Here is a 15288-nt window from a genome sequence, read left to right as displayed (position 1 = left end):
CACGGTGCCTCCGTGGGTGCTCCCGACTCGGGCGCCGGACCGGGTCGACTCCGCAAGAACGTGCTGTTCAACGCCGCCGGAGGTCTGGCCAACATCACCGGTCAGATCGTCGCGCTGCCCCTTGCCCTCGCGGCCGTCGGAGCCGAGAGCTACGGATCATGGGCAGTGTGGATGGCGCTGTTGCAGATCGTGCTCGTGACGGACCTCGGCCTCGGCCCTGCGCTCGTGCAACGGCTGGCGTCTGAGCCGGGCGGGACGTCGCACGCCGACCTCAGCCGCACTGCGCTGTGCGCGTTCCTCGGCTGGGCAGCCCTGGTCGGAAGCACGACCCTCCTCGTCGCCCTTCCCCTCGCTGCCGCGGGAACTTTCGGCGACCACGGCACCGCGCTCGTGCTCGTGGCCGTCTTCGGCGGTCTCCTGCCCGCCCTCGTCGGACGATGGGGGCAGGCGCGGCTCTACGCCGCCCAGCTCTTCGGTCCTGATCGGGCCTTCCAGGTACTTGCCCTGGTGCTGCGCCTCGGAGGACTGGGTGCCGTGCTGGCGCTCGACGGGGGCATCGTCGCGGTCGCGGTCGTGGAGGCCGTGACCTTCGGCCTGCCCGGGATGCTCGCGGTCACCCTCGGTGGGCGATACCCGGGCGTCGCCACCACCGGAGGCGGGCGGGCCTCCCGCGAAGCGCTTGCTTCGCTGCTGCACTTCGGTCTCCGCGCCTTCTCGCTCGGGCTCGTCCTGACGGCGGCCGTGCAGCTGCCGGTGGTCATCGCGGGCGCCGTTGCGGGGAGCACCGCGGCGACGGCCTTCTCTGCGGCGGTGCGAGTGCAGGGGGCGCTGCGTCAGGCGCAGAGCTGGCTCACCGAACCTCTGCTCCCGAACATCGCGGCGGCGACCGATGCCCGGGTTCGTCAGGCGATGAACCGCGCGACCTTGGCGCTCCTGGCGCTCACCATCACGGCGGCGGCATTCGTCACCGCGTTCGCCGAGCCCCTGGTGTCCTTGTGGCTGGGTGAGGATCTCGCCGGTGCCGCTCCGCTCGTGCTCGCCCTGGCCATCGCCACCGCGATCGGCAGCGCGCACACCGCGCCACAGGTGGTCGGCAATGCGCTGGGCGAACCCTGGGTCTACCTGCGACCCTCGATCGTCGCGCTGGCGGCACACTTGATGGGCGTCACCGTCGGATTGCACGCCGCCGGCCTGAAGGGTGCCGCCGTAGGGATCGTCCTCGCCGCCGCTGCTGTAGAGGCGCACTACGTGGTCGTCACCGCACACCGATTCGGAACGAGGGTCGTCCGGCGAATCGTGTCGACAGCAGCGATCCTCGGCACGGTGTGCGCGGTAGCGGCCGGAGCCGCGTTCGTCGTGGCCGGTGGAATGCCGGATGTCCTGGCCGTGGTTCTCGGAGGCGCGGTCTACGGTCTGCTGGCCAGTGCGGGGGGAGTCATGGTTTGGAACCGGCTCATGGAGCTGTCGGGCAATCGCGCATGATTCGACGCCTGTTGCTCTTCTTGGCATCCCTTTCTGGTCCACGGCTCATCCGAGCCCTGCTGCTGCGCGCGGCCGGCGTCCGGACGAAGACGACGAATATCCAGAGCGGTGGGTTCTTCGGCGGCCCGGACATCGAGATCGGAGCCGGAGCCTTCATTAATCGTGAGTGCTTCTTCGACGTGAACGCCCCGATCTCCATCGGCGACGGCGCCCATGTCGGCCCCAGGGTCATGTTCCTCACGTCGGCGCACGTCATGGGTGCGCAGGGCATCATGCCCAACGTGCAGGCTCAACCGATATCGGTGGGCAGGGGAGCCTGGATCGGTGCCGGCGCCTGCCTCCTCCCGGGAACCACGGTCGGTGAGGGGGCGGTGATCGCGGCCGGCGCAGTCGTGCGCGGAGGCGTGCCCGACTTCGAGACCTGGGGTGGGGTGCCCGCGCGGCGGTTGTCCCGCTCGCACGCTGACGAGTAGGACCGAGCCCCGGCCGACGGTGGTCCTAGCGAGGACGGCTGAGCCCCCGTGCCCCGATCGTGTCGTGCTGTGTTGGTGCGGACAACGGTGCCCTAAAGTCGCTCCTCGGAGAGCAGCTGCGGGGGGACCGCTCGACGAAAAGGGATACAGATGGACTCCCGAGCAGTGCGTGCGGCACTTCGAGCGGCCTGGTGGCTCCCGGTGCTGGGAGCGTTGATCGGAGCAGCGGTCGCCGCGACGGCCAGCCTTCTCCAGACACCGCTGTACACGTCGTCGACTCAGCTCTTCGTCTCCACCACCGAATCGGCCACCACTTCGGACGTCTACCAGGGCGGGCAGTTCTCGCAGCAGCGTGTTGCTTCATACGCTCGCCTGCTGACCGGTGAGGAACTGGCCCGGCGGGTCATCGACGAACTGGGCCTGGACCTGAGCCCTGCGGAACTCAGCGCGACGGTCACCGCAACTCCTGTCCCCGAGACGGTCCTCATCGATGTGTCCGTGACGAGCCCCGATCCCGAGCGCGCTCAGGACGTGACCGCTGCGCTGGGTACCGAGTTCCGCGGTCTCGTGGCGGACCTCGAATCGGCACCGGGGACCGAGGCGTCACCGGTGCGTGTTCTCGTGGTGGACAGGCCGGAGCTGCCGATCTCGCCGAGCACGCCGCAGATCCCACGCAATGTGGTTCTCGGTGTCCTTGCAGGCCTCTTCCTGGGCGCAGCGGCGGCCCTTGTCCGCGCCCGGTTGGATCAATCCGTGCGTGACCAGGATGAGACGGCGAAGCTGGCCGCCGCCCCGGTGATCGGCACCATTCCCCGGGATCCGGCGCTCCAGACCACGCATCTCGTGGATCACCGGACCAGCGCCGCCGGCGCCGAAGCGTTCCGGCAACTGCACACCAACATACAGTTCCTGCAGGTGGACGAGCCGCCGCGCGTCATCATGATCTCCAGCTCCATCCCCGGTGAGGGCAAGACCACCTTGGCCGTCAATCTCGCGGTCACCTTGGCGGGCTCCGGGCAGCGCGTCGTCTTGGTGGAGGCGGACCTCCGTCGCCCTCGGGTCACCCGTTATCTCGGTCTGGTGGGCGGAGTGGGGCTGACCAACATCCTGGCCGGCACGGCGACCACCGACGAGGTGCTCCAAATGCACGGGGAGAACCTCGCCGTCCTGGGCGCGGGCCCCACCCCACCTAATCCAGGTCAGCTGTTGGCCTCGGGGCAGATGGCAGCGCTGCTGGAGGAGTTGAGGGACAAGAACGACATCGTGCTGGTGGATGCGCCGCCGCTCCTGCCGGTTGCGGATGCATCGGGGCTGGCCGTCCTGGTGGATGGCACCGTTCTCGTGGTGCGCTATGGCGGCGCAACGACCCGCGAGCAGCTCCGGCAATCCGCAACGACCCTGCAGCGCGTCGGAGCGAAGACCTTGGGCGTCGTCCTGAATTCCGTCCCGCCAAAGACCGCGGTCGCGTCGGCCTACGGATACGAGTACAGCGATCGCTACTCGCCTGACCTGCCCGAGGGCTGATCTCGGACTGGAGCCGCAGGAGGGCAGCAGTCGACGGCCGGGCTCTGAAACGCGGGGGTGATGTCGGGGATTCTGTGCGCCGTCGCGTGACCACGATCGGGACGCCGCATAATTCGGCAGTGCCTCGCCTGCTGCTGATCAACGAAGCCTCGATGGGGGTCGGTCACCTCGGGCACGGTCGGGTGACCGATGTCCTGTCCGCTGTCCTGCCGAGAAGAGGCTGGACCGTCGAGGTTCTCCCCCTCGCTCCCCTCGGACGCCTGGGCCGCCTCGCCACCCGTGGATGGCCGGTCCTGCGGCGATGGGACGCCGATCTTTCGCAGCTGCGGTGGCACCTCGCCTTCGGCTGGGCGGTGAGGCGACAAGCCCTCCATCGGCTGGCGACCGGTCCGGAAGTCGACGCCGTGCTCGTGCACACCCACAGCGTCGCCTTCCTGCTTCCTCGTCAACGAGGCGTGCCGGTCCTCCTCAGCGTCGACGTGGGAACGCGGGCGCTGAGGCAGTACGAGCTTTGGCGGCCGTGGCGGTGGGGGACCAGCGTGTCCCAGTGGATGACCGATCATTGGGAAAGGCGCACCATCGAGCGCCACCGGATCACGTTGCCGTGGACCCACTGGACGCAGGCGGGCCTCCCTACGACCACCAACACCCACGTCTGGCATCCGGGGATCGCCCCCGCGAGCACGTGTAACGGACCCCGCGAGCGACGGCGCTTGCTCTTCGTCGGGGGCCGCTTCGAGGCCAAGGGTGGGCCTTTCCTACTCGAGGTTCTCGGGCCGCTCCTTCGCGCCGGCCGCGTGCAGCTGGACGTCGTCACGCAGGACGACGTCTCCACAGAGCTCCCGAACGTGACTGTGTGGCGGCTGAGCCCCGGGCGGGAGCTGGACGAGCTGTTCGCCCGTGCCGGACTACTCGTGCTGGCCAGCGTCGGAGAGGGGGTGCCGTGGGTCATCCTGGAGGCATTGCGGGCGGGCGTTCCCGTCATGGCGTCGGATGTCGGAGCGAATCGGGAAGTCATCGGTGAGGACTGCGGTTGGGTCCTGGCACTCGGGGATGTCGCGATCTGGCGGGCAGCTGTCGAGGAGTACCTGGATCTCGATGACGCGGAGGGCCGGGCCCTCAGCGACCGCTGTGAGGCGCGGGTGCTCGAGCGATATGACGCCGAGGTCAACGCGGACCGCCTCGACGAGCTCCTGAGGGAGCTGACGAGTCACTGACGCGGCGCCGCGCTGGGGCATCCCCCACCTCGGCAGCTGATCTCGCCGCGGGTGACCGTGGGGTGTGGCCACGGCTCTCCGCGGGTCAAGACCATACTGACCTGGGAGCATCAGGTCGTGTCTCGCCACCGGACGCCCGAACCGGTCTTCCGGGTTCTGGTGGTCTGCACGGGGAACGTGTGCCGATCAGCTCTCGCTGAACGCCTCGGTCGGGCATACCTGGCCGAGGCGGCCGGGAAGGACGCGGAGGCCATTCGCCTGACGAGCGCGGGCGTGCGGGCCGTCGCTGGGTCTGCCATGCATCCCGACAGTGCCCTGGTGCTCCGCGGCCTCGGGGGAAACCCCGCTGGCTTCCTGGCCCGCCAGTTCCACGCGGACATGGCCATCGATTCCGACCTGATCCTCACCATGACGCGTCAGCACCGGAGTCACGTCCTGAGGAGTGCACCTCGTGCGCTGAATCGGACGTTCACACTTCGAGAGGCTGCTGGACTGATCACGTCGTTGTCAGCGGAGGAAGATCTCGCGGGAGCTGGCCTGGCTGATCGGTCCCGTGCGCTCGTCCAGCGGATGTCAGCCACCCGATCGAGTCGGCACGGGAGCCCAGCGGACGACGTTCCTGATCCGATCGGACGGCCGGTCGAGGTGCACGAACAGGTCGGGGGTGCGATCGCGGCGGCTCTCCTCCCGGTCCTTGCGCGCATCATCTCCCTGCATCCGCAGGCGAGGGACGCAACCCGAAGACCTGTTGCGTCAGACCATGGACGGACTCGGAAGTCGCGCTCGAACACTCGTGAAGAGCACGTCGGTGAGCGGCCGTAGAGAGGTGGCTATGACACCGGCCACCTCTTCGTGGACAGCTGGCCGACGTCCAATCGGGTCGGCGACATCGTCCATGTCGGTGCTCGCGCGCCATGCGCGAGCGGCATGCAGCCGATCGGCGAGCTCACCGACCCGGGCCGGGAGGGACTGGAGCGAAAGGCCCGTCAGATCGGCGTTCTGCAACAGATCGGCGGCCTCTCGCAGGGTGAACGTCCGACGCAGGCCTCGTGGCGTCGATTCGAGTACCGCGCGGCGATGTCTTCGAGTCATGGTCAAAACCAGATCGGCGCGCTCGCCCATGTCGGGTGTGTAGATCCGCGAGGCGAACGCGACGGGATCACCTCCAAGGGCGACCAGGGCGGCTGCCGCTCGACGGTCCATCGGCAGATCGGGTGTCGCGAGCAGACCTGCGCTGTCGATCTGCAGTTCGTGCGACTCCGGGCTGCCGTCCAGGGCTTCCCGGGCCCAGGAGGCGGCGAGACGTTCAGCCATTGGTGAGCGGCAGATGTTGCCCGTGCAGACGAAGAGAATGCGCACGAAGAGCAACGTATGCAATGCGTTCGCTGATCCGAGCGTGAGCGGGGCGGCGCGTAACTCGTGCGAGTGAGCGGGTCGCCCAGACGTCGGTGGCCCAAGGCGTCACCTGTGCGGGCCGTCGCTGTGACACGGCGGGCCGTAGTCCGTACGGTCAGCGCTCATGACCTGGTTGATCACTGGGGGAGCTGGCTACATCGGTGCTCACGTCGTCGCGACCATGCGCACCGCGGGAGAAGACGTCGTCGTCCTCGACGACCTCTCGACCGGCGACGAACGGCGTGTGGCCGGCGTGCCACTCGTCGTGGGGTCCACGCTCGACCGAGATGTGATCAGCCGAGCCCTACATGACTACCGGGTACGCGGGGTGGTGCACCTCGCCGCCAAGAAGGCGGTGGCCGAGTCGGTCCGGGATCCGCTGCTGTACTACAGCGAAAATGTCGAGGGCCTTCGTGTCCTCCTGGAGGCAGTGACCGTCGAGGGCGTCGAGGCTTTCGTCTTCTCATCGAGCGCAGCTGTGTACGGTGCGCCCGAAGTCGAACAAGTGCGCGAGGACTACCTCTGCCGACCGGTCAACCCATACGGGCGGACAAAGCTAATCGGCGAGCAGCTCGTGACGGACGTCGCCGCCGCCACCGGCCTCCGCCACGCCAGCCTCCGCTACTTCAACGTCGCGGGTTGCGCGCACCCGACTCTCTCCGACCGAGGAGTGTCCAACCTCGTGCCGATGGTGTTCCGGCGACTTGACGACCGGGAGGCGCCGGCGATCTTCGGGGGCGACTACCCGACGCCGGACGGTACCTGCGTGCGCGACTTCGTCCATGTCCAGGACATCGCTTCCGCGCACGTCGCGGCCGCCGCAGCCCTCTCCGATGGCCGGGTCGACCAGCTCGTGGCGAATATCGGACGTGGAGAAGGAGTCTCGGTGCGGGAGATGATTGAGACCATCCTTGACGTCACAGGGGCTCGGAAAGAGGACTGGGCGCAGCCGGTGGTGCTCGAACGCCGAACAGGAGACCCGCCGCGCGTCGTGGCCTCCGCCGACACGATCGAGCGCGTGCTGGGATGGCGGGCGCGACTGGATGTCAGGGACATGGTGGAGTCCGCCTGGGCGGGGTGGCGGCTCGCCTGAGGTGTCGAGAAGTGTGTGACGACACCTGCCTGAACCGCTCACGCCGCTGCTCGCGAGTGGAAAGCGATCGACACGCGCCTTCTCGAGGAGCCCGGGTCGACGGTGGCTGACCGGGTTCGCCCCTGAGGTGCAGACGCTGGTGCCGCTGTGCGTTCTTGGGGCGACCGTGGACGTCGGAGGATTCCGCGGGACGTCGGCCAGCCGAAGGTCAGCGCGGGACGTCGGGCAGCGCCTGGTCGCGGAAGGCGCCGGCGTTCTGCGCCAGCGAGTCGTTGCGGAGGTAGGCCCACATCCGCTCGGCCGCGGTGCCGTCGAGGTAGACGACGCTGGCCGGGCCCTCCATCCCGGTGCCGAGCACCGGTGCCGTGAAGAAGTCGACCTCGTCGGGGCGCAGGTCGCGCATCGACAGCGCGAGCCGGACCAGGTCGGCGTTGGACAGCGTGTCGTCGACGCTGACCGCGCTGGTGACCGCGCGCAGCGCGCCGTCCAGCCGGCCGGGATCGGTGAACGTGTCGGAGCTGAAGAGCTTGCCGAACATCGCCTGCAGGTACTGCTGCTGCCGGCGGACCCGGTCGAAGTCGCCGCCGGGCAGCCCGTAGCGCTGGCCGAGGTACCAGCGCGCCTGATCGCCGTCGAGGTGGTTCTCCCCGGCGGGGAAGGTGTAGGGGCCGTTGCTCGTCGTCTCCGCGACGACCACGTCCACCCCGCCGAGGTCGTCGGTGACCTGGATCAGCCCGTCGAAGTCGATGGCGACGTAGTGGTCGATGCGCACCTGGGTGAGTTCCTCGACCGTCTGGATGAGCAGCGTCGGGCCGCCGAACGCGTAGGCGGCGTTGATCTTGTCCAACCCACGCCCCGGGATGTTCACCCAGGAGTCGCGGGGGATGGAGATCAGCTGGGCATGCCGCCGGTCGCCGGCGAGCCGGGCGATCATGATCGCGTCCGAGCGGCCGGAAGGGTCCTCGCCCTCCTCGGCGGCGACCCGGGTGTCCGACCCGACGAGCAGGAAGGTCACCGGGTCCTCGGAGGTCTCCGCGGCCGGGGTGGCCGGGGCCGGGCGTTCCTCCTCGTCCAGGTCGGCGAAGACGTCGGCGACCCGGTCGACGTTGCCGGCGTAGCGCTCGGTCAAGTACCAGGCGCCACCCCCCGCGATCAGGCCGACCACCAGCGCGAGGATCCCGAGCGCGATCAGCACCCGTCGCAGCGTCCGGCCCCGGCGCTCGCCGCGGTCGGCGACGGCGTCGTCCTCCCGCTGCTCGTCGGTGCCGGTGCCGGCAGCGTCGGGCGCGGCCTCGTCGGCGTCCGTCCCGGACGCGTCGTGCTCGTCGGCGCTCACTGCGACCCCCGTCTGCGGACTGACCCGGCCGAGGTTACGGCGGCACCGGCCCGCTCGGGGGCCTGGTCACCCCGCGGAGGGGGGTCGGCGCCGCGCCTCCCTCGACGTGCGCCGCACCCCGGTGCGTGATCGACTTCCGGGTGGCGCAACCAGGCGCCCGGCCGCACGGGAGGTGGGCGTGCGCATCTCGGTCATCGGGTGCGGTTATCTCGGGGCCGTGCACGCGGCCTCGCTGGTCGAGCTCGGCCATGACGTCGTCGGCATCGACGTCGACGAGCGCAAGGTCCACGCGCTCGGCCAGGCCCGCAGCCCGTTCTACGAGCCCGGGTTCGAGGACCTCCTCCGCTCGTCGGTCGCGACCGGCCGGCTCACCTTCAGCACCGACATCGCCGCCGCCGCGGGCGCCCGCGTCCACTTCGTCTGCGTCGGCACGCCGCAGAAGCACGGCGAGTACGCCGCCGACCTCCGGTTCGTCCAGGCCGCGGCCGAGTCGCTGCTGCAGGTGGTGGAGCCGGGCGACGTCGTCGTCGGCAAGTCCACGGTCCCCGTCGGGACGGCGGCCCGGCTGGCCGCCATGTTCGAGGAGAAGGTGCCCGGCTCGGCGGTGGCGTGGAACCCGGAGTTCCTGCGCGAGGGCTTCGCGGTGCGCGACACCCTGTACCCCGATCGCCTGGTCTACGGGGTGCCCGACGACGGCGAGCGGATCGTCGGCGTCCTCGACGAGGTCTACGCGCGGATCGTCGCCCGCGGCACCCCCAAGGTCGTCACCGACTACGCGACGGCGGAGATGGTGAAGACGGCGGCCAACTCCTTCCTGGCGACGAAGATCTCCTTCATCAACGCCATGGCCGAGCTGTGCGAGGCCACCGGCGCCGACGTGAAGCAGCTCGCCGACGCGATCGGCTACGACGACCGGATCGGCCGCAAGTTCCTCAACGCCGGGCTCGGTTTCGGCGGTGGCTGCCTGCCCAAGGACATCCGCGCCTTCATGGCGCGCGCCGGCGAGCTGGGCGCCGACCAGGCGCTGACCTTCCTCAAGGAGGTGGACAACATCAACATGCGGCGCCGGATCCGCATGGTGGAGCTGGCCCGCGAGGTCTGCGACGGCTCACTGCTCGGCAAGCGGGTGGCGGTGCTGGGTGCGGCGTTCAAGCCCGACAGCGACGACATCCGCGACTCCCCGGCGCTCAACGTCGCCGCGCAGCTGCAGCTGCAGGGCGCGGTCGTGCGGGTGACCGACCCGGCCGCGATCGAGAACAGCCGACGGGAGTGGCCGCAGCTCGACTACGCGGGCACCGCGGAAGAGGCGGCCGAGCGGGCCGACGCCGTTCTCGTGCTCACGGAGTGGCGCCAGTACCGCGAGCTCGACCCCGTCGCCTTCGGGGAGGTGGTCGCCCAGAAGCGGGTGCTCGACGGTCGAAACGCGCTCTACCGGGAGGCGTGGACCGATGCCGGGTGGACCTACCGGGCCCTGGGGCGTCGCGCCGGCTGAGCGGCGGCGCCTCGTTCACCCCATCCGACCCGCCGGTCGCCTCGGGCCCCTGCGGTCGTGTCGGGTGCTCAGGTTTCCCGGAACGAGCGCCGATGGTGAGGGCGTGTGGTGGGTCTGGGTGCTGGGTGCGGTCGCCGTGTGGGCGCTCGCCGCTGTCGTGGTCGGTGTCGTCGTCGGCCGCGGGATCCACCTGGCCGACCAGCGCCGCCCTGGAGCGGCCGGCGTCCTCAGCACGGCCGACGTGCCTGGCCTCGCGGCCGCGCCGCAGCGCGCGGTCGGCACCCGTCGCCGTGCCGTCCCGCTGCCTCCCGTCGGCATCGCGCTGGCCGCGCTGGCCGTGGCGCTCGAGACCATCGGGTTCGTGGTGCGCCTGCGCGGCGAGACCGGACCGGTCGCGCGCGCCCTCTCGATGGACGCCCCGTACTCCGTGCCGCGCACCTTCGTGGCCGTCCTCTTCGCCGTCGCCGCCATCGCGGCCGTGGCCGGTGCCTCGCGCATGCCCGGGCGGCGCACCTGGTGGCTGGGCGTCGGACTGGTCGCCGGCGCGATCGCCACGGTGAAGGTCGGCAGCACCGTCCACGCCGACGCCATCGGCGCGCTCACCGACGCCGTCGGTGACGTGGGCGCCCTCGCGGTCAGCGCCGGCGCGGCCGCCGTCGTCGTCGGCAGCCTCTGGTTCCTCAGCCGCACCGAGCGCCGTGACCGCCGCCGGGTGCTGGGTGTGCTCGCCCTGTACGCCGGCGCCTCCGTCGGTCTGTCCGCGATGTCCAGCGTCGCCGCGAGCAACTTCGCCGCGAACGTGGCGGCCGCGGCGACCTACCTGGAGGAGTCCGGAGAGGCGCTGGCCGGCGTCGCCTTCCTCATGGCCGTCCTCCTCGGGGTCGCGCCGCGCCTGGTGCTGCCCGCCGAGTGGGCGCTGCGCCGCACCGCCGACGCCGAGACCCTGGACGCTCCGGTCACCGAGGCCCGGCAGCGGCCGGTGTCCGGCTGACCCCAACGGGTCAGAAATCACGCACACAGGTGTGCGGGCCTACTAGCGTCGGCATCTGCAGTACGGGCAGCCGACGCGCCCGTCACGCGACAGTGGGGAACGATCCATGCGCATGCTCGTCACCGGAGGCGCCGGCTTCATCGGCGCCAACTTCGTGCACCAGACGCTGCGCGAGCACCCCGAGCACTCGGTCACCGTCCTCGACGCGCTCACCTACGCCGGCAACGAGGCCTCGCTGGCGCCGATCCGCGGCGACATCGAGTTCGTCCACGGCTCGGTCGCCGACGCCGAGCTGGTCGACCAGCTCGTCGCCCGGCACGACGTCGTCGTCCACTTCGCCGCCGAGTCGCACAACGACAACTCGCTGCGCGACCCCTCGCCGTTCCTGCAGACCAACCTGATCGGCACGTTCACGATCCTCGAGGCGGTCCGGAAGCACGGCGTCCGGCTGCACCACATCTCCACCGACGAGGTCTACGGCGACCTCGAGCTCGACGACCCGGCCAAGTTCACCGCCGAGACGCCGTACAACCCGAGCAGCCCCTACTCGTCGACCAAGGCGGGCTCGGACCTGCTGGTGCGCGCATGGGTCCGCTCGTTCGGCATCCACGCCACGATCTCCAACTGCTCCAACAACTACGGGCCCTACCAGCACGTCGAGAAGTTCATCCCGCGGCAGATCACCAACGTGCTCTCCGGCCTGCGGCCCAAGCTCTACGGCGCCGGCGAGAACGTCCGCGACTGGATCCACGTCGACGACCACAACGCCGCCGTCCACCTCATCCTCGACAAGGGCCGGTCGGGGGAGACCTACCTGATCGGCGCCGACGGCGAGAAGAACAACCGCGAGGTGCTCGGCCTGATCCTCGAGCTGACCGGGCAGCCGGCCGACGCCTTCGACTCGGTCACCGACCGCGCCGGCCACGACCTGCGGTACGCCATCGACGCGTCCAAGCTGCGCGACGAGCTGGGCTGGGCCCCGCGCTACACCGAGTTCCGCGACGGCCTGGCCGCCACCGTCGACTGGTACCGCGAGAACGAGGCCTGGTGGCGCCCGCAGAAGGACGGCGTGGAGGCCGCCTACGCCAGGGCCGGCCAGTGAACGCGGTCATCCTGGGCGCCAAGGGGCAGCTCGGCCGCGCCCTGCACGCCCGGTACCCGCAGGCCGTCGCACTCGACCTGGACGAGCTCGACATCGCCGACGCCGAGGCCGTCCGCGCCTACGACTGGTCCGGCGCCGACGTCGTCCTCAACGCCGCCGCCTGGACCGCCGTCGACGCCGCGGAGGACCCGGCCAACCAGGCCGCCGTCCGGGCAGCCAACGTCGACGCCGTCGCCCACCTCGCCGAGGCCGCCGGCAAGCACGGCTTCACCCTCGTGCACGTCTCCACCGAGTACGTCTTCGACGGCCGGCACGACGGGCCGATCCCCGAGGACCTGCCGCCCTCGCCGCTCAGCGTCTACGGCCGCAGCAAGGCCGACGGCGACGCGCACGCCACCTCCGCCGAGCGCCACTACCTGGTCCGGACGACGTGGGTCGTGGGTGCCGGGGGCAACTTCGTGCGCACCATGGCCGGCCTGGCCGACCGCGGCGTCTCGCCGTCGGTCGTCGGCGACCAGATCGGCCGGCTCACCTTCACCGAGGACCTCGCCGCCGGCATCGGGCACCTGGTGGAGACCGGCGCGCCCTTCGGCACCTACAACCTGACCAACGGCGGGGAGCCGGCGTCCTGGGCCGACGTGGCCTCAGCCGTCTTCGCGGCGCGTGGCCGTTCCGCCGGTGACGTCAGGCGGGTCAGCACCGCCGACTACTTCGCCGACAAGCCCGACGCGGCGGCGCGGCCGTTGAACAGCGTGCTGGATCTGAGCCGGGTCACGGCCACCGGCTTCGCGCCGCGCGACTGGCGGGTCGCGCTCGACGAGTACCTGGCCCGGCTCCAGCCGTAGGTCAGGAGCGGGCGGAGGCCTGCTCGCGCAGGAACGCCTCGACGTCGTCGGTGCGGAAGGGCTTGGCGGCGGTGTCGTCCGCCAGCCGGATGCCGCGACCGACGAGCACCGCCACCGGCACGGCGAGCAGGGCCCACGCGCTGCCGAGCGCGATCACGAACGTCATGCGTCATGTCTACGGGCGTGATCGTGATCCTGTGTCACGCAACGCGGGCAGAAAGTGACGAACCGGTCCGCCTGCGCTGGCGGTCAGAACCCGGGCCGGACGTGCCCGCAGCGGCACCGGTAGAGCGAGGCGCTGCTGAACGGGTCGTCGCCGAGCCGGCGGAACCAGTGCACGTGCCAGGGCGTCGCCCGCTGCCCGATCCGCACCTGCTCCCGCACCGCCCCAGACTGCCACGTCCGGAGCGGCGACGGGAGGCCTCGATCAGCGGTGGGCGTCGCGCAGCGGCGCCACGCAGCAGCCGTCGCACGCGTGGGCGGTGACCACGCCGCCGACGGCCTGCCCCCGGACGACGTCGTCCGGGTCGGGGTGCCCGAGCCCGTGCGGGCAGAGGCGGTCGCAGTAGCCCAGCCGCGGGCGCCACACCAGCGGCCAGGACCGCATGTGGTGCCGGCCCGGGTGGGCGCCCGGGCAGCCGGGGATCGCGTGCGGTCCGCGCTCAGGAGGGAGGCCGGTGGCGCCCATCTCCTGCCAGTGTGCGCCTCGCGCCCGGGACGCAGGTGACCGCCCGGGTCACGCGTCCGGAGCAGCAGGTGAACCGCGGCGGGACAGCAGGTGGCCGACGAGGAGGACCGCCGCGGCGCCCCCCACGACGATCCTGGTCAGCTCACCGTCCCAGGTGGGCGCCTCGAACATCTCGGCCTCCAGGCCGGCGGCGGTCAGGGTCCGCCGCAGCTCCTCGGTCACCCCGGTGACCCCGGCGGCCCACCGTCCGGCGTTCATCGCCGGTTCCACCTCGGCGGTGATGATCTCCCCCATGTCCTCGTAGGAGAGAGGGAAGTTGTCGCCGAGCCACCACGAGTACTCGTAGGTCTCCTGCTCGATGGCGACCGCGAGCAGGGCATCGGTCGGGCCCAGCTCCGACCGGCGGGCGGTCGCCTCCGCCCAGTCGACGTCGCCCGTCGGCGCGAACTCCTCGACGACGACGACGTGGAGGTCCACCCCAGTGTCGGCGGCCAGCTCCGCCAGTGCGTCGTCCACGGCCGAGGTGCTCGGGGCCAGCGCACCGACCGCGTCGGTGAGCCGGTCCCCGACGTCCGCCGGGGGCGCGGCCGAGGCGACGCCGGGGGTGAGCAGCAGCAGCACCGGAGCCGCGAGCGTCGCCAGCGCCCGGGCCGCCACGGCCCTCACGCGGACACCGGCGTCGGGAGGGAGCACGTCGCTGTCCGGGAGCCGACGCCGGAGCCGGCGACCGCGAGCACCGCGCCCAGCCGGTGGTCCACCCAGTCGACGACGTGCAGGCCCCGCCACGCGCTCGTCCTGGGCCCGTCGTCCCGGGAGTCGGGTTCGGGGTCGACGGAGGTCAGCGTGTCCAGCGTGGCCAGCCCCGCCTTGACCAGGGACTCCTTGCGGACCCAGTGCCGCAGGAACTCGACGTCCGGCCGCCGGGCGCCCTCGACGCGGACGGTCTCGGCGGGCGTGAGGGCGATGGACATCGCGGCGTCGTCCACCCGCGCGCCGGCGAGCGACTCCACGTCGACCCCCACGGGGCGGAGGTCGGCGGCGGCGACGACCGCGCCCCGCGTGTGCGCCAGGCTGACGTGGACCTCCGGGAGGTCCGCTACCCAGGGCCTCCCGTGCTCGGGGGAGCCGCAGGCGGAGCACCGCTGCACCAGCTGCACGCCGTGCGGGCCGCGACCGGTCAGGTGGGCGACGCACTGCCGGGCGAGCAGGTGGGCCGCCGTGTAGCCGGCGCGGTCCGCCGGGTGGCGCAGGGCCCGGCTCCTCCGCCGCTCGCGCGCGCTCAGCACGTCCGGGTCCCACCGCCCCAGCACGTCGGCGGGGCGCTCGACCAGGACGACCGGACCGGTCGTCCCGGTGACCGCTCGGTGCTGCCGCACGGGGCCTCCTCCGGGTGCTCGGCCGGCCTGCGCGGCCCCGCCACCGGCCCTCGCCTCGTGCGGGACCGGCGCCAACGTAGCGACCCCTGCGGCACCGGACGGACCCCGTCCGCGCGCGGAGCGGCCCTCGGACGGAGCCGGGTGCCGGATCACAGCGCGTCATGACGACCACCTCGCACTTTCGTCACGGAGAGTGAGAACCCGACGTCGGAGGCACACGCGGCGCGCGACAGAGGTGGTCCGGCCGTCCGCCAACCCGTTGACGGTGCGTGGC

The 15288-nt window shown here is 71.4% G+C and carries 17 protein-coding genes; 10 read left to right on the top strand and 7 right to left on the bottom strand.

Annotated features, from left to right (window positions below; genetic code table 11):
* The first annotated feature begins 12 nt into the window (after positions 1–12).
* From ACI79H_RS03315 to ACI79H_RS03295, 5 genes are all read left to right on the top strand, one after another.
* A complete protein-coding gene (locus ACI79H_RS03315; protein WP_456552940.1) occupies positions 13–1482 on the top strand; it encodes a lipopolysaccharide biosynthesis protein in 1470 nt (489 codons plus the stop codon).
* Positions 1479–1955, top strand: coding sequence for an acyltransferase (locus ACI79H_RS03310; RefSeq protein ID WP_456552939.1), 477 nt, complete (start codon positions 1479–1481; stop codon positions 1953–1955). The genes ACI79H_RS03315 and ACI79H_RS03310 overlap by 4 nt, the downstream gene beginning before the upstream one ends.
* 150 nt (positions 1956–2105) lie before the next feature.
* Positions 2106–3479 carry a polysaccharide biosynthesis tyrosine autokinase gene (locus ACI79H_RS03305; protein WP_456552938.1) on the top strand — a complete coding sequence of 458 codons (1374 nt, stop codon included), beginning with the start codon at positions 2106–2108 and terminating at the stop codon, positions 3477–3479.
* A gap of 119 nt (positions 3480–3598) precedes the next feature.
* On the top strand, positions 3599–4696 hold the full coding sequence (locus tag ACI79H_RS03300; RefSeq protein WP_456552937.1) for a glycosyltransferase family 4 protein: 1098 nt from the start codon (positions 3599–3601) through the stop codon (positions 4694–4696).
* A 51-nt stretch (positions 4697–4747) separates the two neighbouring features.
* The gene (locus ACI79H_RS03295; protein ID WP_456552936.1) at positions 4748–5518 is read left to right on the top strand and encodes an arsenate reductase/protein-tyrosine-phosphatase family protein; all 771 of its coding nucleotides are present in this window, start codon (positions 4748–4750) and stop codon (positions 5516–5518) included.
* On the opposite strand, the gene ACI79H_RS03290 is transcribed toward ACI79H_RS03295, so the two are convergent.
* Positions 5450–6055: an arsenate reductase/protein-tyrosine-phosphatase family protein gene (locus ACI79H_RS03290; protein WP_456552935.1), complete on the bottom strand. Its 606-nt coding sequence runs from the start codon at positions 6053–6055 to the stop codon at positions 5450–5452. The genes ACI79H_RS03295 and ACI79H_RS03290 overlap by 69 nt on opposite strands.
* A 160-nt stretch (positions 6056–6215) precedes the next feature.
* On the opposite strand from ACI79H_RS03290, the gene galE reads away from it, so the two are divergent.
* Positions 6216–7184: a UDP-glucose 4-epimerase GalE gene (galE, locus tag ACI79H_RS03285; protein WP_456552934.1), complete on the top strand. Its 969-nt coding sequence runs from the start codon at positions 6216–6218 to the stop codon at positions 7182–7184.
* 208 nt (positions 7185–7392) lie between these two features.
* Here the strand turns inward: galE and ACI79H_RS03280 are convergent, their stop codons facing one another.
* Positions 7393–8520: an LCP family protein gene (locus tag ACI79H_RS03280; RefSeq protein WP_456552933.1), complete on the bottom strand. Its 1128-nt coding sequence runs from the start codon at positions 8518–8520 to the stop codon at positions 7393–7395.
* Between the two features lie 178 nt (positions 8521–8698).
* Between ACI79H_RS03280 and ACI79H_RS03275 the strand changes: the two genes are divergently transcribed.
* From ACI79H_RS03275 to ACI79H_RS03260, 4 genes are all read left to right on the top strand, one after another.
* Positions 8699–10012: a UDP-glucose dehydrogenase family protein gene (locus ACI79H_RS03275; RefSeq protein ID WP_456552932.1), complete on the top strand. Its 1314-nt coding sequence runs from the start codon at positions 8699–8701 to the stop codon at positions 10010–10012.
* A 103-nt stretch (positions 10013–10115) separates the two neighbouring features.
* Positions 10116–11003, top strand: coding sequence for a hypothetical protein (locus ACI79H_RS03270; RefSeq protein WP_456552931.1), 888 nt, complete (start codon positions 10116–10118; stop codon positions 11001–11003).
* A 106-nt stretch (positions 11004–11109) separates the two neighbouring features.
* Positions 11110–12105, top strand: coding sequence for a dTDP-glucose 4,6-dehydratase (rfbB, locus tag ACI79H_RS03265; protein ID WP_456552930.1), 996 nt, complete (start codon positions 11110–11112; stop codon positions 12103–12105).
* Positions 12102–12950 (top strand): SDR family oxidoreductase, encoded by an 849-nt coding sequence (locus ACI79H_RS03260; RefSeq protein WP_456552929.1) that lies wholly within the window; start codon positions 12102–12104, stop codon positions 12948–12950. The genes rfbB and ACI79H_RS03260 overlap by 4 nt, the downstream gene beginning before the upstream one ends.
* A 1-nt stretch (position 12951) precedes the next feature.
* On the opposite strand, the gene ACI79H_RS03255 is transcribed toward ACI79H_RS03260, so the two are convergent.
* The 5 genes from ACI79H_RS03255 to ACI79H_RS03235 all read right to left on the bottom strand — a co-directional run bounded on the left by ACI79H_RS03255 (position 12952) and on the right by ACI79H_RS03235 (position 15014).
* On the bottom strand, positions 12952–13116 hold the full coding sequence (locus tag ACI79H_RS03255) for a hypothetical protein (RefSeq protein ID WP_456552928.1): 165 nt from the start codon (positions 13114–13116) through the stop codon (positions 12952–12954).
* Positions 13117–13199: 83 nt separating this feature from the next.
* Positions 13200–13334, bottom strand: a complete 135-nt coding sequence (locus ACI79H_RS03250; RefSeq protein ID WP_456552927.1) for a hypothetical protein — start codon at positions 13332–13334, stop codon at positions 13200–13202.
* A 43-nt stretch (positions 13335–13377) separates the two neighbouring features.
* A complete protein-coding gene (locus ACI79H_RS03245; RefSeq protein WP_456552926.1) occupies positions 13378–13638 on the bottom strand; it encodes a hypothetical protein in 261 nt (86 codons plus the stop codon).
* Between the two features lie 48 nt (positions 13639–13686).
* A complete protein-coding gene (locus ACI79H_RS03240; RefSeq protein ID WP_456552925.1) occupies positions 13687–14304 on the bottom strand; it encodes a TPM domain-containing protein in 618 nt (205 codons plus the stop codon).
* Positions 14301–15014 carry a 4'-phosphopantetheinyl transferase family protein gene (locus ACI79H_RS03235; RefSeq protein ID WP_456552924.1) on the bottom strand — a complete coding sequence of 238 codons (714 nt, stop codon included), beginning with the start codon at positions 15012–15014 and terminating at the stop codon, positions 14301–14303. Before ACI79H_RS03235 ends, ACI79H_RS03240 begins: the two co-directional genes overlap by 4 nt.
* Between the last annotated feature and the right edge of the window lie 274 nt (positions 15015–15288).

Source organism: Blastococcus sp. SYSU D01042 (assembly GCF_054050515.1).
This window is presented reverse-complemented; position numbering and strand designations above follow the sequence as displayed.